The sequence below is a fragment of the Sorangium sp. So ce124 genome (assembly GCF_051525235.1).
Taxonomy (GTDB): domain Bacteria; phylum Myxococcota_A; class Polyangia; order Polyangiales; family Polyangiaceae; genus Sorangium; species Sorangium atrum.
The window spans coordinates 11030770-11052763 of record NZ_CP150312.1 but is presented as its reverse complement, the minus strand read 5'-3'; the positions used below and the strand labels follow the sequence as shown (position 1 = coordinate 11052763).

At 72.5% G+C, this 21994-nt stretch carries 14 protein-coding genes; 7 read left to right on the top strand and 7 right to left on the bottom strand.

Going from position 1 to position 21994, the window contains the following annotated elements; genetic code table 11:
• Window positions 1-6 precede the first annotated feature (6 nt).
• Window positions 7-813, bottom strand: coding sequence for a helix-turn-helix domain-containing protein (locus WMF19_RS41505; protein ID WP_437895427.1), 807 nt, complete (start codon window positions 811-813; stop codon window positions 7-9).
• A gap of 251 nt (window positions 814-1064) precedes the next feature.
• Between WMF19_RS41505 and WMF19_RS41500 the strand changes: the two genes are divergently transcribed.
• From WMF19_RS41500 to WMF19_RS41475, 6 genes are all read left to right on the top strand, one after another.
• On the top strand, window positions 1065-1955 hold the full coding sequence (locus tag WMF19_RS41500; protein ID WP_437895426.1) for a glycoside hydrolase family 16 protein: 891 nt from the start codon (window positions 1065-1067) through the stop codon (window positions 1953-1955).
• A gap of 226 nt (window positions 1956-2181) precedes the next feature.
• Window positions 2182-4560, top strand: a complete 2379-nt coding sequence (locus WMF19_RS41495; protein ID WP_437895425.1) for an alpha-amylase family glycosyl hydrolase — start codon at window positions 2182-2184, stop codon at window positions 4558-4560.
• 151 nt (window positions 4561-4711) lie between these two features.
• Complete coding sequence (locus WMF19_RS41490; RefSeq protein ID WP_437895424.1) at window positions 4712-5197, top strand: hypothetical protein; 486 nt, start codon at window positions 4712-4714, stop codon at window positions 5195-5197.
• Window positions 5198-5284: 87 nt separating this feature from the next.
• Complete coding sequence (locus WMF19_RS41485) at window positions 5285-9301, top strand: kelch repeat-containing protein (protein WP_437901727.1); 4017 nt, start codon at window positions 5285-5287, stop codon at window positions 9299-9301.
• Entirely contained in the window at window positions 9241-9567 is a 327-nt protein-coding gene (locus WMF19_RS41480) for a 2OG-Fe(II) oxygenase family protein (protein ID WP_437901726.1), read from the top strand. The genes WMF19_RS41485 and WMF19_RS41480 overlap by 61 nt, the downstream gene beginning before the upstream one ends.
• A gap of 143 nt (window positions 9568-9710) precedes the next feature.
• The gene (locus WMF19_RS41475) at window positions 9711-10361 is read left to right on the top strand and encodes a hypothetical protein (RefSeq protein WP_437895423.1); all 651 of its coding nucleotides are present in this window, start codon (window positions 9711-9713) and stop codon (window positions 10359-10361) included.
• A gap of 84 nt (window positions 10362-10445) precedes the next feature.
• Here the strand turns inward: WMF19_RS41475 and WMF19_RS41470 are convergent, their stop codons facing one another.
• On the bottom strand, window positions 10446-11483 hold the full coding sequence (locus tag WMF19_RS41470) for a D-alanine--D-alanine ligase (RefSeq protein ID WP_437324704.1): 1038 nt from the start codon (window positions 11481-11483) through the stop codon (window positions 10446-10448).
• A 760-nt stretch (window positions 11484-12243) separates the two neighbouring features.
• On the opposite strand from WMF19_RS41470, the gene WMF19_RS41465 reads away from it, so the two are divergent.
• The gene (locus WMF19_RS41465; RefSeq protein ID WP_437895422.1) at window positions 12244-13845 is read left to right on the top strand and encodes an ATP-dependent DNA ligase; all 1602 of its coding nucleotides are present in this window, start codon (window positions 12244-12246) and stop codon (window positions 13843-13845) included.
• Window positions 13846-14052: 207 nt separating this feature from the next.
• Here WMF19_RS41465 and WMF19_RS41460 read toward each other — a convergent pair whose 3' ends face one another.
• The 5 genes from WMF19_RS41460 to WMF19_RS41440 all read right to left on the bottom strand — a co-directional run bounded on the left by WMF19_RS41460 (window position 14053) and on the right by WMF19_RS41440 (window position 21956).
• On the bottom strand, window positions 14053-15495 hold the full coding sequence (locus WMF19_RS41460; RefSeq protein ID WP_437895421.1) for a hypothetical protein: 1443 nt from the start codon (window positions 15493-15495) through the stop codon (window positions 14053-14055).
• Window positions 15496-16503: 1008 nt separating this feature from the next.
• Window positions 16504-19260 (bottom strand): ATP-binding protein, encoded by a 2757-nt coding sequence (locus tag WMF19_RS41455; RefSeq protein WP_437895420.1) that lies wholly within the window; start codon window positions 19258-19260, stop codon window positions 16504-16506.
• A 154-nt stretch (window positions 19261-19414) separates the two neighbouring features.
• Window positions 19415-20014, bottom strand: a complete 600-nt coding sequence (locus WMF19_RS41450) for a hypothetical protein (RefSeq protein ID WP_437895419.1) — start codon at window positions 20012-20014, stop codon at window positions 19415-19417.
• A 116-nt stretch (window positions 20015-20130) separates the two neighbouring features.
• A complete protein-coding gene (locus tag WMF19_RS41445; RefSeq protein ID WP_437895418.1) occupies window positions 20131-21162 on the bottom strand; it encodes a hypothetical protein in 1032 nt (343 codons plus the stop codon).
• A gap of 101 nt (window positions 21163-21263) precedes the next feature.
• The gene (locus tag WMF19_RS41440) at window positions 21264-21956 is read right to left on the bottom strand and encodes a hypothetical protein (protein ID WP_437895417.1); all 693 of its coding nucleotides are present in this window, start codon (window positions 21954-21956) and stop codon (window positions 21264-21266) included.
• Window positions 21957-21994 lie beyond the last annotated feature (38 nt).

Sequence of the window (21994 nt, the reverse complement as noted above, 5' to 3'; positions counted from 1 at the left end):
TCACGGTTACCATCCGTGCATCGGCACGGTCATTTCGGTCAGCGCCGCGCGCTGGCCGCCGAAATAGTCCTGGGGCGCGCAGCCGAGGGCGCGCGTGAAGACGCGGTGGCATTGCGCATAACTCCCGAACCCGACGGCGTACGCCGCGCGCGCGAAGCTCGCGCCGCGATCCACCTCGGCGACGAACTGCATCAGCTTGAGCCGCGCACGGTACTCGACGACGTTCACGCCCACGTCCTTGCGAAAACGCCGGCTGATCCCGCTCTCGCCCGTGTGCAGGCGCGCCGCGAGGGCCGCCCCGGGGAGATTCGGATCGAGCCGCAAGAGCTCGAAGATGCGGCGGCTTACCACGTGGGGGAGCGGCACGTTCGACAGCGACCGCTCGAAGAGCTCCGCGAGGCGATGCTCCACGACCGAGATGTCGCGCGCTCGGTCGAGCGCGCCGAGGAGCGCGAGCTCGTCGGCGAGCACGGCCGGCGCGAGCTGCACAGCGTCGAGCGCGACCTTCGACGCGGCCCCCGCGACGCGAGCCCCCAGCTCGGGGCGGAGCGCCGCGACGTACAGAACGAAATCGCTGCTCTCCTCGAGGAGCGCGTGATCTTGCCCCGGCGCGAAATAGAGCAGCGTGCCCGCCACGAGCGGCACCACGCGCTTCCCCACGCCCATGATGCCCGTGCCGCGAGCGACGAGGTTGATCTCCGGCTCCTCGTGGAAGTGCCGGGGCCGACGGTACTGCGGCTGGTGGCGGAAGACCTGGGCGCGCCGGCCGGCGAGCATCGGAAAGGGCTGGAACAACGCGGGCCGAGCGCTCAAGGCCAGGTCAGTGTGCGGCAGCGGTGACGCGGACAGGAAGCAAAAAATGCGAAGCGCTCTCGCACCCGGCGCGCCAAGTGGAGCCCATGATGTCTTCGACGCGCTGCACGGTCGCTTCGCTTCTGTTCTCCGCATTCACCGCGCTGGCCTGTGGCGACTCCAGCCAGCCCCCGGGCTCTGCGACGGGGGCTGGCGGGGACGGCACCGGCGCGGGTGCTGGTGGTGGTTCCAGCGCCGGAACGGGTAGCTCCATGACGGGGGCTGGGGCTGCGGCTGGCGCCTCCGGCACCGGAGCCGGCGCGGGCGGGGCGGGCGGCGCGGGCGGCGCGGGCGGGGCGGGCGGCGCCGGGGGAACGGAGGATGGCACAGCAGCGGCAGGCGCCACGGGTAACGGCGGCTCAGCGGGCGGCCCTCCCCCGGCCGAAGAGGCCTTCACCCTGCTCTTCCGCGACGATTTCGATCAGCTGGACGCAGCTCGCTGGCAGCTGATGACACATTCCTGGACGGGCAATCTGGCGCTGTTTTCGCGATCCGCCGCTACCATCGAACGTGGGCAGCTGGTGCTCCGGCTCACGCCGGCCCCCCAGGGCACCGCCGACAGCTCCGGAGCCGCCAAGACCTTCCTGGGCGCCGAGGTTCGCTCCATCGACTCGCTCACGTACGGGCGCGTGCGCGCTCGCGTCAAGTTGGCCCGAGGCTCGGCGGTCGTCTCGTCACTGGTCACGATCTACACCCCCTGGCCAGCGGACAACTGGAACGAGCTCGACATCGAGTGCCTCGGGGCCGAGCCGAATGACGTGCAGTTCAACGCCATGGTGTACACTGGCGCTCCGGTACGGCCCCCGGTGACGCAATCCGTCAGTCCGACTCAGCATCCGCAGAAGGTGGACCTCGGCTTCGACCCGAGCGCGGACTTTCACACGTACCAGATCGAATGGACACCGTCCGGCGCCCGCTTTTCCGTCGACGACGTGCTCCGACACGAGTGGACGGAGCGCATCGACCTCATGATGCTTCCGCAGAATGTGCTCATGACGATCTGGGCGTCGTCGAGCGCGGAGTGGGCCGGGGCCGTGACGGCCGAGACGGGCAAGGCGAGCGCGACCTACGATTGGATCGAGCTCTATCGGTACACGCCTTGATCGGGTCGCGAGACCAGGCCGCTCCGAGCGCGTGAGCTCACGCGGTTCGGCCCGACAAAGCGCGAAGCGAACGCCTGGGTGCGGGGCGAGCCCCGACGGAAACTGCGCGAGTCTGTTAGCGACGCGACAGCATGGGCGGAGCATCGCTGTTCTCCGCAGCGGCTGCGGTGGTTCAGGGCGACGCGCGCGCTGACATGCCCCTCGCGATCGGATACTGCTCGAGGCCATGTCGCGCCGCCGTTCTGCCGTCGTGATCGCCGCTGTCTGCGCCGTCATGCTCCCTGCCGTCCCGCTCGCGTGTGGGGGCGATCGCGAGCTCGACGCGGGCCAGGAGAAGGGTACGAGCGGCGCCGGGACGGCAGGCGCCGGTGCTGCCGGCAGCGAGGCGGCTGGCGTAGGCGGCGCAGGCGGCGAGGCCGCAGGCGCTGGCGGGGCGGGCGGAGGAGCCCAGTACGGGAACGTGCTCTGTCCGACCTCGTTCACGTTCAACGCGCCTCCCGGGGCCACGGACGTCCGCGTCCCTGGCGAGTGGAACGGCTTCGATCTCGGCGCTGCCCCGCAGCTGCAGGGCGGTACGCAGGGCCGGCTCGTGGCCACCGTCGACCTGCCGCCGGGGCTGCACGGCTACAAGATCGCCTATCGGTCGGGCGGCGAGATCTCGTGGGTGCTCGACCCGGCGGAGGGGCGACGCAAGTACGTCGACGGGGTCGAGAACTCGGCCGTCAAGGTCCCTGACTGCCGCCTCCCGTCGTTCTCTGTCGCGTCCAGCCAGGCGACGCGGCCTGCCGCCGGACAGGGCGCCTTCGAGGCTCGGCTCGTGTACAAGGACGGCATCGAAGGCGCGGGCCCGGAGGCGGCCGCGTTCGAGGCGGTTCTACAGGGCCAGGACGGCGGGGCGCGCCCGCTCACGGATCGGGAGCTCTCGATCGACGCGCGCGGCGACGTGCGGATCCAGCTGGGAGGCCTCGGCGACGGCAAATACCGCGTCACCCTCCGCGGGGCGACCCGGAGCGGCCGCGCCGGTGAGCCGCTCCGGCTTGTGTTCTGGGTCGAGGCCGAGGCGTTCTCCTGGGAGGACGCGCTCATCTACATGGTCGTCACCGATCGTTACCGCGACGGCGATCCGACCTTGAACCCGCCCGCCACGCCGGGCGCCGATCCGCGGGGCGACTGGGCCGGCGGGGATCTCGAGGGGCTGAGGCAGGCCATCGAGGAAGGCACGCTCGACGCCCTGGGCGTGCGGGCCATCTGGCTCACGCCATTCCAGCAGAACCCTGCCGGCGCCTACCTGGCGAGCGATGGAGTCCACCGGGTCACCGGATATCACGGTTACTGGCCCATCAAGGCGCGCGAGGTGGATCCGCGGCTCGGCGGCGCCGGGGCGCTCCGCGCGGTGGTGGCCGAGGCGCACCGCCACGGGATCCGCGTCCTCCAGGACTTCGTGGTGAACCACGTGCACGAAGATCACGAGTACGTCTCGTCTCACCCGGGCTGGTTCAGGACGGGGTGCGTCTGCGGGACCGACGGGTGCGACTGGACGTCGCACGCGCTCGATTGCATGTTCGCGAGCTACCTCCCCGACGTGGATCACACGGTGCCCGAGGCCAACGCGGCGTTCGTGGCGGACGCGATCTACTGGCTCGACGCGTTCGATCTCGACGGGCTCCGCGTCGACGCCGTGAAGCACGTGGAGGAGATCGCGACGCGCAACCTCGCCGCGGAGGTCCGGGAGGCGTTCGAGCCGGCCGGCACACGTTATTTCCTGATGGGCGAGACGGCGATGGGCTGGAGCGACTGCGCCGACCCGTGCAACGACGAGAACTACGGGACGATCGCGAGGTACATCGGCCCTCAGGGGCTCGACGGCCAGTTCGATTTCGTCCTCTATCACGGGGTCTCTTACCGAACGTTCGGCTGGGGCGAGGAGGGCATGCTGCACGCCGCGTACTGGGTCGAGCACGGGCAGCGGCGGTGGCCGGAGGGCGCGATCATGACGCCGTACCTCGGCAGCCACGACACGGCCCGCTTCGCGACGCTCGCCGACTACCGCGACGATGCGGGGCCTCGCGGCCGGGATGTCCCGGGCCGCCAGTGGTCGGACACCGCGGAAGCGCCCGGGTCGCCCGAGGTGTACGCGCGGACGCGCCTCGCGATGGCGTGGCTCCTGGGCCTCCCGGGCGCGCCGCTGCTCTACTACGGGGACGAGTACGGAGAGTGGGGCGGCGCCGACCCGAACAACCGCAGCGTGTGGCGTCCGGAGGCGGAGCTCACGGCGGACGAGCTGGAGACGCTCGATTTCGTGCGCGCGCTCGGGACCGCGCGGCGGGCGATCCCCGCGCTCCGCCGCGGCGCCTACGTGAACCTCACCGCCACCGAGGACACGCTGGTCTTCGGCCGCCGGCACGGCCGGGGGGAGTCGGCCGTGGTGGCGCTGACGCGCGCGGGGACGGAGCAGCGCATCTCGGTCGAGGTCGCTCAGGCGCTCGGTCTCCCGCCCGGCACCGAGCTCAGGGACGCGCTCGGCGGATCGAGCGAGATCGTCTCCGCGACCGGCGTGCTCTCGATGAGCGTCCCGCCGGGCGGGGCGGTCATCTTCGCGCCGTGATCGCCGGCGTGCCCGGGAGAGCGGGCTCCGGCGGCGAGCGCAGGCGCATCGGGAGCGGCGAAGCGGCTGGAGGAGCGCGGGAAGACGCGGCGACTCGCGCGCTGTCCGATTGAGCTCCGCTGCCGCCCCGGGTATGCCGGAGCGGTACGCCATGGAGCCCCCCAACGCGATCCAGTTGCCCGAGGAGCTCCGCGCGCCGCCCCCGCGCCCCTGGGCGGCCTTGCGGCACGTCCGGCACCAGCTGGCCGGCGTGGGGTACTCGCTGCTCTTCTGGGCGGGGCTGCTCGGGGTCGGCGCCTTCTACCGGCACGTCGATTTCGTCGCGATGCTCCTCACGGTCTCGCTCGGCGTCATGCCGTTCGTGCTCCTGTATCAGCTGCTGGGCAGCTATGCCGCGTGCCGCCTGGCGCTCCGCGGCGCGCCGTCGGCGGCGCACATCTACGAGGGAGCCGTCGTGACGAGGTACGGGACGGTGAACATCTGGCACGTCGTCGTCGCCGGCCAGCACGTGCGGATTCGCGCGAACGCGCCGCTCGACAGGAGCGTGGTCGTCCTCGTGACGCCCGAGACGCGGAGCGGCAAGCGCCGAGTCGGGGTCTATCATCCCCGGTTCGGGATCTGCACATCGCTCGTGTGAGCCGCGCTCGCGGCGCTGTTGTTGCGGGCGTGACCGCGTGAGACATTCGCTGGCATGCGAGCTGGGTCGGGTCTTCGCGTGCTGGTCATGGCCGTCCTGGTGCTGGCCGTCGTGGGGTGGATGGGCGCGCTCGGGTGCGCGGCGGGGCACGACGGCGCGGCGGCGGCGGCGCTCGTGCAGCGCCGGTTCCCGGCGCAGGCCGCCGAGGTGCTGGGCAGCGGTGCTCCCGGCGCGCCGGCGGCGACCGAGGGTGGCTTCGCCCTCGGCGCGGCCGGCCCGGGCGGCGGACGGCAGCGGCTCCAGGCCGAGCTGCCGCGCGACGGCGGCGGCTGGATGCGGCTCTCGGGCGCGGGCGGCTTCGAGGTGCGGGTGCGGGAGGCCGGCGCGTCCGGCCAGGGGGCGGTGGTCGACGGCGCGGTGATCTATGGCCGCGCGGGCGGCGCGTCGTTCTGGCGGGCGGCCGCCGGGGGCATCGAGGAATGGCTCACCGTGGCGCCGGGCGCCGCGCCGGCGGGTGAGCCCGCGGCCGTCTGGGAGGTGGACGGCGCGGCGCTGCGGCAGCGCGGCGAGGCCGTCGAGGTGGTGGACGCGGCGGGGACGCCGCGGCTGCGCGTCACCGCGCCGCGAGCGTTCGCGGAGGGCGGGCGGCCTATCGCGGCGCGCCTCGAGGCGCGCGGGGCGGAGATCGCGCTGCTCGTCGAAGCGTCGGGGGAGCTCGTGCTCGTGGATCCGCTGTGGCGCCCGCTCGGCGCGATGGCCATGAGGCGGGACGGGGGGCATACGGCCACGCTGCTGGGCGGCGACGACGGGCGGGTCCTGGTCGTGGGCGGCTATGGCGGCGAGGGCTATGCCGCGAGCGCGGAGCTGTACGATCCGGCGGACGACAGCTGGGCGCCGGCTCAGCCGATGATCGCACCGCGCCTCGAGCACGCCGCCGTGCTGCTGGACAGCGGGCAAGTCCTCGTCGCGGGCGGCTCCGACGGCTCGGGCACGACGGTGGCGAGCGCGGAGCTGTACGACCCGGCGGAGGACCGCTGGACGCCGGCGCGGCCGATGAACGGCGCGCGCCAGGGCCCCACGGCGACGCGGCTGGACAGCGGGCGGATCCTCGTCGCGGGCGGCTGGAGCAATGGCAAGTTCCTCGCGAGCGCGGAGCTGTTCGACCCGCGGGAGGGCATCTGGACCGCGGCGGCACCGATGAGCACCGCGCGTTATGCGCACACCGCGACGCTGCTGGCCGACGGGCGGGTCCTCGTCACAGGCGGCACCGGGGCGGCGGGCGAGGTCTCGACCGTGGACGTGTACGATCCGGCGACGAACACCTGGACCCCGGCGCGATCGATGAGCACCGTGCGCCGAGGGCACACGGCGACGCGGCTCGACGGCGGGCAAGTCCTCGTCACGGGCGGCTTGACGAGCGACGGCACGTTCCTCGCGAGCGCGGAGCTGTTCGACCCGGTGAACGGCAGCTGGACGCCGGCGGCGCCCATGAGCTTCGGGCGCTTCGACCACACGGCGACGCTGCTCGACGGCGGGCGGGTCCTGGTCACAGGCGGCCTCCACTCGTCCCTCCACCTGGCGGACGCGGAGATCTACGACCCGGCGGAGGGCTCCTGGTCGAACGCGCCGGCGATGGCCGTCGGCCGCAGCGATCATACGGCGACGCTGCTCCCGCGCGGCGGCGTGCTCGTGACGGGCGGCAATCAAGGCATCGAGGCGAACGCCGAGGTCTACGACCCGCCGGGCACGAGCCCGTGGTCGGAGACCGCGCCGATGCGCGACGCGCGCTACGTGCACACGGCGACGCTGCTGGGCGACGGGCGGGTCCTGGTCGCGGGCGGCTACGGGGCCGACGCCATCGACCTCAAGACCGCGGAGATCTACGACCCGGCCGACGGCACCTGGACCGCGGCGAAGGAGATGCATGACGCGCGCTACACGCACACGGCCACGCTGCTGGGCGACGGGCGGGTCCTGGTCGCGGGCGGCTACGCGAGCAGGGCGGAGGGCGCGCTCGCGACCGTGGAGATCTTCGACCCCATGATGCGCGACTGGACAGAGGCAGCGCCGATGATCGCCGCGCGCCAGGGGCACACGGCCACGCTGCTGGACGACGGGCGGGTCCTGGTCACAGGCGGCGTCGGGGCCAACTACAGCAACCTCGCGAGCGCGGAGATCTACGACCCGGAGGAAGACACCTGGACGGAAACGGTGACGATGATCGCCGCGCGCAATGCGCATGCGGCGACGCTGCTGGGCGACGGGCGGGTCCTGGTCACAGGCGGCTACGGGCCCCGCGGTGAGGCCCCGAACGCGGAGCTCTGGAGCCCCGACGCGCGCAGCTGGACAGCGGCAGCACCGATGAGCGCCGGGCGCCGGGCGCACACGGCGACGCTGCTGGACGATGGGCGGGTCCTGGTCACGGGCGGCTCCCCGGATTCGGAGGGGATCAGCGGGCTCGCGAGCGCAGAGCTGTACGACCCGGCGACCGATCGCTGGACGCCGCGAGCTCCCATGAGCACCGGGCGCCAGAACCACACGGCGACGCGGCTCCTGGACGGGCGGGTCCTGGTCGCGGGCAATGCCTCTGTCTATGGCCATGGCAGCGCGAGCGCGGAGGTGTACGACCTGGCCACGGACAGCTGGTCTCCGGCAGGGACGATGTACTCCGAGCGATCTCAACACGCAGCGACCCTGCTGCGCCATGGCAAGGTCCTGGTCACCGGCGGCGTGGGCCCCGGCATATATCTCGCCAGCGCCGAGCTCTACACCGCGGCCTTCCCCGGCGACCCTTGCGACACCGACGCGGACTGCGCCGGCGCCTCCTGCGTCGATGGCGTCTGCTGCGATACCCCTTGCGCGGGCGTGTGCATGGCCTGCTCCGCCGCGAAGAAGGGCGCCGGCCCCGACGGCGCATGCGGCCCCATCCAGGCCGGCGCCGATCCGGACGACGACTGCGCCGCGGAGCCTGCCTCCTCCTGCGGCACCAACGGCCTCTGCGACGGCCGCGGCGGCTGCCAGCTGCGGGCGCAGGGCAGCCCCTGCGGCGCGGCCTCGTGCAAGGACGCCTCCGAGCTCGTCGAGGCCCCCCTCTGCGACGGGCGCGGGGTCTGCGCCGAGGGCGACACCCGATCTTGCGCCGAGTACCGCTGCGTCGCGGGCGCCTGCCTCACGGGCTGCACCTTCGACACCCAGTGCGCCGACTCGGCCTACTGCTCGGCGACCGGGGGCGACTGCCTGCCGAAGAAGCCCGCCGGCGCCCCGTGCGCGCTCCCGAAGGAGTGCCTCAGCGGGCAGTGCAGGGGCGGAGCCTGCGAGCTCGACAGCGACGAGGACGGCATCGCCGACAGCGAGGACAACTGCCCTGCGGTCCCGAACACGCTCCAGGCCAACACCGATGGTGGCCTGCCGGCGGGCGATCTCCTCGGCGACGCCTGCGACGAGGACGACGACGCCGACGGCGTCGGCGATACGGTGGACAACTGCCCCCTGATCGCGAACCCCGACCAGGCCGACGTCAACCGCGATGGGGTCGGCGACGCCTGCGATTGCAGCAACCCGCGCAAGCCCGACGGCAGCCCCTGCGACGACGGCAACGCCTGCACGCAGACCGATACCTGCCAGAACGGCGCCTGCGTCGGCGGCGATCCCTTCGTGTGCCCGCAGCCCGACACCTCCACCTGCAGGCGCGCCGTCTGCGCCCCGGCCACCGGCGCCTGCGAGCGGCGCTACAAGCTCGACGGGGCGCCCTGTCCAGGCGGCGAGTGCATCGCCGGGGGTTGCTTGCTCGCGGAGGCCGCCAGCGGCTCCGGGGGCGGCGCTGGCGGCGGCAGCCAGGGCGGCGGGGGCCAAGGCGGCGAGGGTCACGGTGGCGGGGGCCAGGGTGGCGACGCAGCCGCAACGGGCTCTGGCGGCTCCGGCGGCGACGCCGGTGGCGCGCCTCCGGCGCCTGCACCGGAGGGGAGCGCCCCGCCGCGCGCGCACGGCAACGGCTGCGCCCTGGCGCGCGGCGCTGGCCTTGACCCGGCCGGCTCGTCCGCGCCCTGGCTCCTGCTCGCCGCGCTGCTCGCCGCGCGGTCCAGGCGTTTCCGCGAGGCAGCCTGACTCACCGCCGGTTCAACATCGGCGACATGATGGAGTTCATCAGCAACGGTCGCCTCAAGGCCACGAGGCACCAGGTCGTGACGCCCAGGGAGCGCGCGGGCAGCGAGCGGCTGAGCATCGTGTACTTTGGCAACCCCAACGATGATGCGGTGTTCGAGACGTTCCCCTCGTGCCTTTCCACGGGGGCTGAGCCCCGCAAGCTGAACTACAAGGTATTTCTCGAGGAGCTGCTCGGCAAGATGACAGTCTCCACCCCGAGCGCGTAGGACAGCTCGAGCGGAGCCCGCCGTCGATCGCCTGACCGGGCGGCGCGCCCGCCCTGGCGCTCGCTTTCCCGACGACCCTCCCCCTCGACGCCGGCACGTCCCTTCTTGGTGCAGCCGAGCGCCTGGGCGCGTACCCTCGATGCATGGCACGTCCGCACCTGCTCCCGTTCACCGTGATGTCGATTGCTGCGCTCGCAGCCTGTGACCGCTCCGAGTCCGCGAGCGCGCCTGCGTCCGCGGGCGCGACCGCCGCGGCCGCGCCGGCCGCGCCTGCTCCGAGCGGCGCGTCCGCCGTAGCGCCGGCGGCGAGCTGCCCGGCGGGCAAGTGGGAATACGACTATGCCGATCAGTTCCTCGAGACGCTGGCGCGCAGCTCGTCGGGCGCGCGCGTCGTCAGCGAGCGCGGGAAGTACATCTGCACGTTCAGCGGCAACGAGCGTGGCAGCTACGTGTGCGAGACGAGCGAGGGCGGTGTCGAGAACGTGTTCGAGGCGCCCACGGCCGGGACGGCGCTGACGATCACGCTCAAGATGAACGGCCGTTCGAGCGCTGAATACGAGCCCGCGGGCCCCGGTCGCTGGAAGACGACGCGCGCCGACATGAGCGGACTGCGCGTCGAGACCAAGGCCACGCTCGGCGGCCGCGACATGCCCGTGCCCGCGACCAACGCCTTTTCGGGCATGGACCGCCCCGGGACCCTCTTCGAGTACCGCTGTGAAGGCGACGTGTTCAAGCTCAAGCCCCTCGTCGAGGGCATGGCGACCGACTTCATCACGATGAAGCGGGTGCCTTGAGAGCTTGACTGTTCGGGTTACGCTTGGATTGGCTGGCCGCGCCCAGGCTCCGGCATGGGCACCGGAGCCGCGCTCACCTTCGCTTCAGATCGCCGACTTCACGAGGCGCAGCCGCTTCTCGGCCTGTCCCCGCTCGCTGAGCCGCAGCTCCGAGGCGGCGGGCGCGCGGCGCCGCACCGGCTGGTGCAGCCTGGCGCTCGCCAGGATGGCCTCGCAGAGGTCGCCGAACTCGTAGCCTGCGGCCTCCGCGATCTTCGGCAGGAGGCTTGTCTGGGTCATGCCAGGCAGGGTGTTCACCTCGAGCACGTACTCGTTCTCTCCGCCGGTCACGAGCAGATCCACCCGCACCGCGCCGGTGCACCCGAGCGCCTGGGCCGCCCGCTCCGCCAGGTTCAGGACGCCGCGGTAGCGGGTCGGCGGGAGGCGCGCCGGCATGTGGTACTCGGTCATGCCCGGCGTGTACTTGGCCTCGTAGTCATAGAGCCCCTTCTTCGGGACGATCTCGATCGCGCCAAGGACCTTCCCGTCCAGGATCCCCACGTTGACCTCGGTCCCCGCCACGAACCGCTCCACGATGGCGGCGTCGTCGAACTCGAACGCCAGCGCGAGCGCCGACTTCAGCTCCTCGAGCGACCCGGCCTTGGTCACGCCCAGGCTCGACCCCTCGCCGCGCGGCTTGACGATGACGGGGAACCCGAACGAGCCATGGATGGCATCGAGCTCCTCGAGGTCCTGATTCGCACCCACAGTGTAGTAGGGAGGCGTCGGCACGTTGTGCAGCCGGAACATCTCCTTGGCCTTCAGCTTGTCCATCGCGAGGGCGCTCGCGAGCACGCTCGACCCCGTGTACGGAACCTGGGCGAGCTCCAGGACGCCTTGCACGCACCCGTCCTCACCGAGACGTCCGTGCAGTGCCAGGAAGGCTGCGTCGAGCCGCGCCCGCTGCAGCGTCGCGCAGAGCTCCGCGCCGAACCTGTCCCCGAGCGTGATCCGCACGACATCGTAACCGCGCGCCTCGAGCGCCTCGGCGACGGCCGCGCCCGAGCGCAGGGACACGTCGCGCTCACCCGACGAGCCGCCCATCACGACGCCCACCCGCTTCCGGACTTGCCGCTCCACCATCGAAGAACCTCCGTCGCCTTCCCGTGCGGACACCAACACCACGTCAGCTCCTTCCAGTACAGTCCAGCTGCCGGAGAGGTGCTGCGCAAAAACCAAGCCAGCTGCTCCCAAGGCCAAAACCGGCGGCCTTGTCAGCGGAGGGCGCTATTCCTGAGCTGTGGTTGAGGAAAACCGCGCCCGCCCGCCGTGTTCACCTGCCCACGGCGTGCCGACCGCCAATCCGGTATCAAGGCCCGCGTCGGAGGTCAACTAAACGGAGCGATCTCGCCGTCGAGGGAGACGGGCGCGGCTCGGGCCATCTCGCGGCGTGTTCGGGAGTCCGCGGCCACGGCGGGGCAGCTCCGCGCGCTCTCCCCCCCGCGCGGCGGCGCAGGCGCGTCATGCGCTTCGCACCTGGTGAATCGATGGCGAGCAGCACACGAGATCGTCTGATGGGCGATCGCGCTCTTGCCTGCTCGCGGCGCTGGCGGCGGCCGAGCGAGGAATTCGACTGCAGATGACGTGATAATTCTTCGCTCGCCCCCGCAAGTGGTTGCAATCGCGAATGGCCACGATCCCGGCGCGGGAGAGCGCTTTTCTGCTCCGCCGCCGTACACCCTTTGGTAGGCTCTCTTGGCCCATGCGGAGAACACTTGGCGCCCGTGGGCCAGGTCCGATCCTGCGGAGTTCCCCGGCTCGGTTGCGGAGGACACCCTGCAGCGGCCTCATCACGAGACCCGTCGAGCGTGAGCTCTCGAGGTGCCAGGGTAGGGTTGTCCGCGTGCTCGTTTCCGACTTCGTCGCCACCTCCGGGCGTGTCGCCGCGCTCTCTCGCCGTGTCGAGAAGATCGCCGCGCTCGCCGCGATACTGCGCCGCCTCTCGCCCGCGGAGGTGCAGATCGGCGTCGACTGGCTCGCCGGTCGGCTGCGCCAGGGACGGCTCGGCCTCGGGCCTGGGGTGGTCGCCGAGGCCCGCCGGGCCTCTCCTTCCGTCGCCCAGCCTGCGCTCACCCTGGGGGACGCCGACGCGGTCTTCACGGAAATCGCGCGCGCCTCGGGGCCGGGGGCGGCAGGGGCGCGCCGCGCGGCGCTGGGGGGATTGTTCGCGCGCGCCGCCGATCGCGAGCGCGACTTCTTCGCGCGGCTCCTCGCCGGCGAGCTCCGCCAGGAGCGGATCGAGCCGGTCATGATCGACGCGGTGGCGCGCGCGGCGCGGGTGCCGCCGGCCTCGCTGCGGCGCGCGGTGATGCTCGCCGGCGACGCGGCGGAGGTGGCCAAGGCCGCGCTCCTCGAGGGGGCGCTCGGCCTCCAGCGCTTCTCGTTGCAGCTGCTCCGCCCCGTGCAGCCGATGCTGGCGCAGTCGGCCGACGACGTCGCGACGGCGCTGAGCGAGCTCCGCGCGATGGCGCTGGAGTGGAAGCTCGACGGCGTGCGCGTGCAGGCGCACAAGGCCGGCGACGAGGTGCGCGTCTTCAGCCGCGGCCTCGGCCCGGTCACGAAGGCGGTCCCCGAGATTGCCGAGATCGTCCGGGCGCTCCCGGTCCGCTCGGTCGTGCTCGACGGCGAGGCGCTCACCTTTCGCGCGGAGGGCCCGCCGCACCCGTTCCAGGTCACGATGCGCCGCTTCGGCCGCGCGCACGACGCGGCCGCGCTGCGCGCCGAGCTGCCGCTGCGCGCCCTGTTCTTCGACGTGCTGCACCTCGACGGCGAGGATCTGCTCGACCGGCCCGGCAGCGAGCGCACCGCCGCGCTCCGGCAGGTGCTCGACCGGTCGCTGCGCGTCCCGCGCATCGAGCTGCCGACGGCGGCCGAGGCCGAGGCGTTCTTCGCCGACGCGCTCGCCCGCGGCCATGAGGGCGTGATCGCCAAGTCGCTCGCCGCGCCCTACGAGGCGGGGCGGCGCCGCGGCTCGTGGCTCAAGGTGAAGCGGGCGCGCACCCTCGACCTGGTGGTGCTCGCGGCCGAGTGGGGGACCGGCCGGCGCCGGGGGCTGCTCAGCAACCTGCACCTCGGGGCGCGCGATCCCTCGGCCGGGGGCTTCGTCCTGCTCGGCAAGACGTTCAAGGGCGTGAGCGACGAGGTGCTCGCGTGGCAGACCCAGCGGCTGCTGGAGCTCGAGATCGGCCGCGACGCCGGCACGGTGTACGTGCGGCCGGAGATCGTCGTCGAGGTCGCCTTTGAAGACGTGCAGGCGAGTCCGCGGTACCCCGGGGGGATCGCGCTGCGGTCTGCGCGGGTGAGGAGATACAGGCCTGACAAGGCTGTAGAGGGCGTCAGCACGATGGATGAGGTGCGGGCGATCCATGCGGGTGCGCTCGCGCGCGAGGCGGCCGAGAAGGGGCAGGCGGAGGGTGGAGGAGAGGAGTTGGAGGAGGACGGGTGACGCTCGGGGCGAGCCGTCCGTCTCAGAGCGGCAGGCGCGCGAGGAGGAAGCCGTTCCAGCCCTCACTCTGCTGTGCCTCGGTGAGGCTCATCACGCTCATCAGGTGTCCTTTCGCGTCTCGCGTCCGTACCGGTGCCTCCGGGGAACCGCGCCCCCCGTCGTTTCCGGGGGCTCTCGATCGCCTGCGGGCGAGGTTCGCCCTTGCTGCTATTGAAGCGCGCCGCGCGAAGGTGGGTCGTCGAAGCAAGCTCCATCGAGATCGGTCGACAGCGCCGCGAGCGGCGTCCCGCTGCTCACGGCGGGGCTGTCCGGCTTGAGGTGATAATCCTCACCGGCGACGTCGACGAACCCCGGATCGATCCCCGCCATCGAGCCGTCGTCCGTGAGCGGCGACCCGACCGGACTCGACGCCTCCGGATCGTCGGCCGCGTACCACAGGTTCGTGTGCAATGAATTCGTCGCCAGCGTCGGGAACGACGGGGAATACTCCTTCGCCCCGACGTCGCTGCGGCGATAGTACGTGATGTTGTTGACGAAGCGATTGTCCGCCGTCGTCCGAACCCTGGGGTTCTCGCCCACGCTTCCCGACCCGGGAAAGAACGACAGCAGGCTGTGGTTCGGGAACACGATGGTGTTGTTGGCGACCAGGCACCCCACACAGCCGTTGAAAGAGACCGCCACGCCGGGCGCCACGATCAGGTTTCCGAGCACGCGTACGTCCTGCACCTCGATGATGTCGGCCCCCGGCGCGACCGGCGGGCGAAACTGCTCGGGCGACACGATCGTGCCGAGCTGGACCCCGTAGCCCCCGATGATATCGAAGATGCGATTGTTGCGGATCTCGACGTCCGAGCTGCCGCCCCCGATCACGACGCCGTTGCCGAGCGCATTGCCGGCGACCACGCCGCGGTGCGACCCCATGATCTGCAGCCCTTCAGTCGTGTCCATGTCGATGAACTGGCTGTCCAGCAGCCAGAAGTCGTGGAGTCCGGCCAAGCGCACAGCCTTGGCGTAATACGTGTAAATGTCGCGTACGGACACGCGCTCGACAGCGACGAATTGCGTCGCTGTCGGATCGGCGTAGGCCTCGCCGTCATCGACGATGAGCGCGGGGACGTCTCTGGTAGGCAAGGTCTGGGTGATCTCGAGGTCGTGTATCACCACGTGGTGCAGCCGCGAGAAGTGCAGGACCGGGTCCCCACCGACGAATACCGGCCGCTCCTCCCCCGGTGCACCGCCGATCCAGATCGGCGCCTCGGCGGTGCCGGCGACGTCGCTGATCTGCTCGGGCTCGTACGTTCCGGCGTGGATCCGCACCGCCGTCCCCGGAGTCGCCGCGCTCACGGCCGCGGCGAGGGTCGAGCACGGTGCCTCCTCCGTCCCGCACCCCGCGGCGTCCGTCCCGCCGGGAGCCACGTGGAGGAACACCACCGGCTGCTTGCCGGCCGCGAAGTGGGGTAGGTTCGTGCAATCCACCGGCTCGCCGGACGGCTCTCCTCCACCGCGGCCATCGGAGCCGCCGCCTTCACCCGGACCGCCGCCCTCACCCGCGCCGCCGCCCTCACCCGCGCCCGCGCCGCCGCCTTCACCCGCGCCGCCGCCTTCACCCGGACCGCCGCCCTCACCCGCGCCGCCGCCCCAACCCCCCACGCCGTCACCGCCGGATCCTCCCGATCCAGCGCCATGAGCGCCGCTCGAATTGACAGCCGGATCGGCCTCACGGCTCTCACCGCATCCGGCGAGGATGATGGCAGGGGCGAGGAACAACAGGACAGAAGTGATAATGCGCATGGCGTGACCTCCGCGCAGCAGGCTACGTCCCCGCCCGAGGATCGCCCCTTAATCCCCTCTTAAAGCGATTCGCGCGCTCCTCCCCGCGGCGCCGTCGCCCTTGCTCTCTCATCCATTTCGCAGGCCCGCGGAGAGGGTGCTCGCGGGGCGGGGTGGGGATGTGTCAAGCGACAGTAACTTTTACTGACGCTCTACAGGATGTACCGATGCCTCCGTCGAGTTAGGAAACATTGCCTCCTTGTCGGGGTATGCGCCCCTCCGGACGGAAGGGCGGATGATCGAGAAGCGCCTCGGTCCACCCTGGGCTCTCTGGCCAGAGGGGAGATCGCGGCGCTCCCGTCGCGAGGCGCACCATGGATCCCACGGAGGCATGCGCAGGAGGGGCAAACGTTGCGTAGCTCACGTTGATGCGTGCGCAGGAGGGCACGTCGGACGCACAGGAGGGCGCTGAGGCGGCGCACGAGGGGCGGCGGGGCTGCGTAGGACCCACGCAATAGTAACGTAGGACACACAAGAAGGCGCACAGGAGGGGTGCCGAGGCCGCGCAGGACCCGCACGGGTGTGATGTAGGACACATAACAAGGCGCGCAGGAGGGGTGCCGAGGCTGTGCAGGAAGGCGTTGGGCCCGCGCAGCAGGGGCGTCAGGGGCGCGCAGGAGGGGTGCGGAGGCCGCGCAGGAGAACGCCGGGCCTGCGCAGCGGGGACGCCTGGATCGCGCAGCAGAGCGCCAGTGCCGCCCAGCAGGGGCGCCAGTGCCGCACAGCTGCGCGCCGCGGCCGCGCAGCTACGGATGGTGGTCAACTTTGCCCGGGAAAGATCACAGGGAGACGGGAGATTCACTAAGTTTTTTCTCCCTGCCTCCCTGTTCAAATTCGACCAGTACCCCCCGCGGCCGGCTCCACCGCGACGTAGTGGACCGGCAGCGCCGGATCCAGCGAGTACCCCTCTGCGTCTCTCCGGAGCCACGGCTTCATCCCGAGCTTCCGCAGCTGGTTCATCGCCACGTAGATCCGGTTCGCCGCCGCCTCCGGCAAGATCCGCTCGCCCGGCCACCCCGCCTCCTTCAGCGCCGCCAGGGAGAGCCCTCGCCCCGGCGCGCACCGCTGCTGCTCGGCCAGCGCGTGCAGCAGGCGCCGCGCCGCGTGGCGCTCGCGCAGGTCGTGCCAGCCGCCGCCCGGCGGGCGGACGAAGCGCGCCCCCTCGGTCAGGAGGAGCTCGCGCTCGCCCTCCGCCCGCGCCTCGGGCAGGCCGCCCAGCGCCGCCAGGCTGCGCTCCAGGATCCGGAGCAGCAGCCGCACGTCGTCGGATCGGCTCGCGCTCGACGGCGATCCCTCCCGGGCGCGCGCGATCCTGCGCCGCGCCGCGCCCGCGTGCGCCGCCGCCTCCTCCCCCTGCCCCGCGCGGCGCGCCGCCTGGGCGAGCGCCAGGTCGACGAAGCCGGACGCCACCCGCGCGAGCTCCACGTCGGGCTCGTCCCCGAGCTGCGCGAGCAGCCGCTCCGCGGGCTCGATCGCGCGCCGCGCCTCGTCCACCGCGCCGACCGACGCGAGCGCCGCCCCGAGGCGGCAGAGGGCGATCCCCTCGGAGCGGCGGTCCCCGACCTCGCGCAGCAGCCCCACCGCGCGGCCGTGGCACGCGCGCGCATCGGCGAGGCGCCCCTCCTCGTGGTGGAGCGCGCCGAGGTTGCCGAGCGTGATCGCGAGCAGCCGGAGATCGCCCACCTCGCCGAGGATCGCGGCGGCGCGCTCGTAGCGCCGGCGCGCCTGCGCGGGCGCCCCGCGCTCCTGCTCGAGCAGGCCGGCGTTCGTCGAGAAGATGCCCTCCATCCGGCCGTCGCCGATCTCCGCCGCGATCGCGATCGCGTGCTCGTAGTAGGCGGCGGCCTCGGTCTCCCGGCGCTCGTCGTGGTGGAGCGCCCCGAGGTTGCCGAGCACCCGCCCCTCGGCGCGGCGGTCGCCGAGGGCGCGGTGGAGCGCGAGCGCCTGCGCGTAGTGGTCGCGCGCGCGCTCCATGTCGCGCCGGCCGTGGTGGAGCACGCCGAGGTCCGCGAGGATCCCCGAGAGGAGCGCCTCCGCGCCGAGCGCCGCCGCCTGCGCGCGGGCGCGCTCGAGGTCCTCGAGCGCGGCCTCCGCCTGCCCTCGGAGCCGCCGCGCGCGCCCCCGCGCCGCGAGCGCGCGGGCCACCACGCGCGGATCTGCCGCGAGCGCCTCGGCCGCCGCGAGCGCGCGGTCGAGCAGCTCGAGCTGCGCCCCGAACGGCCCGCGGGTGCTGAGCACGGGCTCGATGGCGCAGAGCGCCCGCAGCGCGCGCTCGGCCGCCGCCGAGGCTCCGGCGCGCGGCGCCGTCGCCAGGGCGAGCGCGCCCTCGGCGACCGCCTCGGCGCCGGCGCGCGGCGCCGTTGCCAGGGCGAGCGCGCCCTCGGCGACGGCGAGCAGCTCCTCCAGATCGCCGGCGATGCGGTTGAGCGCGTCGAGCGCGCCGCGCCGCTCGAAGTCCGCGGCCGCCGCCTCGCCGGCGGCCAGGTAGAACGCCGCGTGCCGCTCGATCGCGGCCTCACGCTCCCCGCGCTCGGCGAGCTTCTCGGCGGCGAGCTCTCGCACCACCTCGTAGAGCGCGAAGCGCGTCGCCCCGTCGCTCCTCGGGGGCGCCGCGCGGAGCAGCGACTTGTCGCGCAGCGCCTCGATCCGATCGATCACGGCGGCGTCCGGCTCCGCGAGCACGGCGGCGGCCGCCGCGAGCGTGAACGGCCCGTGGAAGGCGGAGCAGCAGGCGAGCGCCCGTCGCTCGCGGTCGTCGAGCAGGTCCCACGACCACTCGATCGCGCTGCGCAGCGTCGCCTGCCGCGCCTCCCTCCCGCGCGCCGCGCCCGCGAGCAGGTCGAGCCGGCTTCCGAGCCGCGCGAGCAGGCCGCGCACGCCGAGCACGCCCTCGCGCGCGGCCGCGAGCTCGATCGCGAGCGGGATGCCCTCGAGCCGCCGCACCAGCGCGGCGACGTCGGCGAGGTGCTCGTCGCCGGGCGGAGGCAGCGGCGCGGCAGCGCGGTGGGCCGCGGCGCGATCGAGGAAGAGCGCCACGGCCGCGCTGCGCTCGGTCGAGCCCTCCGCGGGGAGGCCGAGGGGGCCGAGCTCGTAGCTGATCTCGCCTGCCAGGCGGGTGCGCTCGCGCGACGTCGCGAGGAAGCGGAGCTCGGGCGCCGCGCGCACCCACGCATCGAGGGCCGGCGCTGTCTGCTCGAGCACGTGCTCCAGGTTGTCGAGCACGAGCAGCGCCGGCCCCTCGGTCGCGAGGGCGCGGCCGATCCGCTCGACGAGCGTCGCTTCCCGGCGCCCTGCCGCGACCTGCGCCCCGATCGCGCGCGCGACAGCGCCGCAGACGGCGCGCAGGTCGCGGCATCCGGTGAGCTCGCAGAGCCACACGGCCTCGCCGGCCTGCGCCTCGGCCCAGCGGCTGGCGAGCTCCAGGGCGAGCCGCGTCTTGCCCATGCCGGCCGGGCCCCAGACGGTGACGAGCCGCTCGCCGCGCCGGAGCAGCCCGGCGATCGCGGCGAGCTCGCCCTCCCGGCCGATGAAGCGCGACGCGGGCAGGGCAAGGTGCCGCCTCCGCGGCCGAGCTGCGTCCGCCATGCGCCGACCTTCGATCGGACGGGGCCTGGATTCAACGCCAGAGCGGGCGGACGGCAGAGGTGCGGTGGGACGGGCGCGGCAGGACGGCGGAGGCGCGGTGGAGACGCGGCGGGACGGCGGAGATAGGGCGGGACGGCGGAGATGCGGCGGGGGCTCAGGGTCGCACGAGCGGGGTCACGAGCAGCTTCTTCCGTGCGCCGCTGAGCTCGACCTGCACCTCGATCCCATGCCGATCGAGCACCGACAGCGGGCGGATCGGCGTCACCTGGGCATAGAGATCGCCGGCGCCGCACCAGGTGCCCTGGAGCGCCGGCGCTTCGGCGTCGTCGGGCGTGAAGACGACGGCGCCGGTGCGGCAGCCGCCGTCGACCGCTGCGTAGAGGCCCTCGATGCGGTCGAGCGCCGCGGGGCGCGCGCGAAAGGCGAGCTCCGCGCCCACGGGCGTGCGCAGCCGGCCGGATTCCCCGCCCGCATCGGCGGTCGCCGTCCACCCGTCGCTCTCGAGCGAGAACGCGCCGCTCGGGTCCTCGGTTCCCTCGAACCATCGGGTCATGGTCGCGTAGCTGCTCACGCCGCCGCAAACGTAGAGCGTGACCGAGCCCTCGCCGCGCACGAGGGCGAGCACGGCGTCCGTGCCGTCGACCGTGCCGACCGAGATCTCGGGCGGCGGGGCTTCGGGGTCTGCAGCGCACGCCGCGCAGAACACGGCGCCGAGCACCCCGGCGGCGCGCGCGAGCGCGCGAGCGCTCTTCATGGAGAAAACGATCCCACCGGAGCGACGAAAGAAGCGCATGGGGCCTTATTTTAGTCGAGACCCGGGGCGGAGGGAGCGGCAGTTCCGTGCCAAAGGCAAATGGGATTCCGTGAGCGCTACGCCCCGCCGTCCGGCGGAACATCGCCGGACAGCCCCTTTCGTCGCGCGGCGCGGACCGCCGCGAGCCAGTGCACCTTGGCCGGGTCGCTGTCCCACGGCGGGGCCTCCCGGTAGAGCGAGTCGCAGAATTCGCGCGCTGCCGCCTCGGCGGTCGCGAGCTCGCTCTCGCCTTCGGGCGCGTCCTCGACGGCATCCACGAGAGCACGCCATGGGTCCGAGTCGTAGCCTCTCAGGTTCGGCCACGGCCTTGCGGGCTCTCCGTCGAAGAGCCCGTCGCTGCTCTGGAGAAAGCCCTCATATGCGCTCTGGGCCACAGCGTCTCGCCGGCGACGGTTGACCTCGTTCACGCAGGAGTGGCGGTAGGACTCGGCCCATTCGCGGTCCTCCTCCGGCACGTCGTCTCGCCAGGCGCTCGCATAGAGATCGCGCAGCTCCTGCTGGAGCGCCCGGTACTCCTTGGTATCCGTGCAGTGAATCGATGCGTCCCAGAGGGCTCGGTTGCGCGCCGCGCTCGGTCCGGGGAGATGGGGCAGCGTACGCATCGGCCAGAACCGCGCAGCCTCCAGCCTCTGAGGGATGGGCCTCGTCATGGAGCTCGGGAGCCCGCGGCGCCCACGCCAAAACCCCCTCCGAAAGGCGCGGAGCGCCGAGGGCCGGTCCACCTCGGGGGCGTCATCGACCGTCAGCGCCCGCCAGACGGACGTCCAATGAAGGCGCGCCGCCGGATCGCCCGTCACCCCCTCGCCCTCGCCCTCGACCGTCTGCCCGAAGTCCACGACGAAGGCTAAAAACGCGCTCTTAACGGCTTCGAGCAGCATCGGCCACGGCGGAGCGGGCTCCTTGCCGAGCCTGCCCGTGAGGCTCTGGGGAGAGCCCGCGTCTACCCTGGGACGGATGGCCTCGGGCCGAGAATCGTCGACCCACCTCCCGAATTTCTCACGATGCGCCTCGGCCCATGCGCGGTCCGCCTCGGGCAGGTCGTCGTGCCATGCTTCGGCGCACAGCCTGCCCAGGGTCTCGAGGTCCATGTTCCGACCCAAGGCATCCTGGGGCGAAAATAGGTGACTCGCCGTGCCCGCCTCGACCTCGATGCGCCGCATGAGGTACCATACGCGCGACGTTGTGAGCTTCATGGATGATCCCCTGGCTCACCGCCCGTCGGGTCGGTGGGTTGCTCGCCCGGAAGGTCCGTCGGCCGAGGTGGGCACCCCCAGCCTGGTCCAGCGCCGAGCGGGCAGAGGAGCGGGACGAGCTGAGGGGCAGCAAATCCCGGAGGCGGCGCCGGGAGCGAGATCAGCCAGTCGATCAGCTCGTCGACTGTGATCGATCTGGGGTTCGTCAGGTTGGACGGCACTTTCTCCGGCTCGTAGCGGGAATCCCAAACGAACCTGCACTCGACATTCGTCACCCCCGGCACCTGTTCCTCACGCAAGATCTTGCTCTCCCTGTTTTTGCCGTCCACGGCTTGAAGTTTGTCGGCACACATCGTGTAGGTTACGGCGATATCTCCTGATTCGAGGAGGCAGTCGAGCAAGTCGGCGACGGTGTACGTCGGCTCCTGGTCGTTCCAGCCGCTCCAGGTGCCGCCGGCCTTCAACCGGCACTGGAGCTTGCCCACCTGATCGTTGGGGTCCTTGTATAGTCTGAGCCACCGCACCGCGTTAACGTTCATGTTCCACCTATCCCAGGACGACAGCGTCTCGGGAGGCAGCATCGCGATCTGTTGTCTCAGTTCCTCACGGTCGCTGGGGTCCACGATCGAGCAGCCAAGGGCGATCACGGTGACCGCAGCGGCCACCATGGCCTTCAGGAGCAGCTTCATGCGCGCAGGATTCCATGGACAGGCGGTGAGCATCAAGC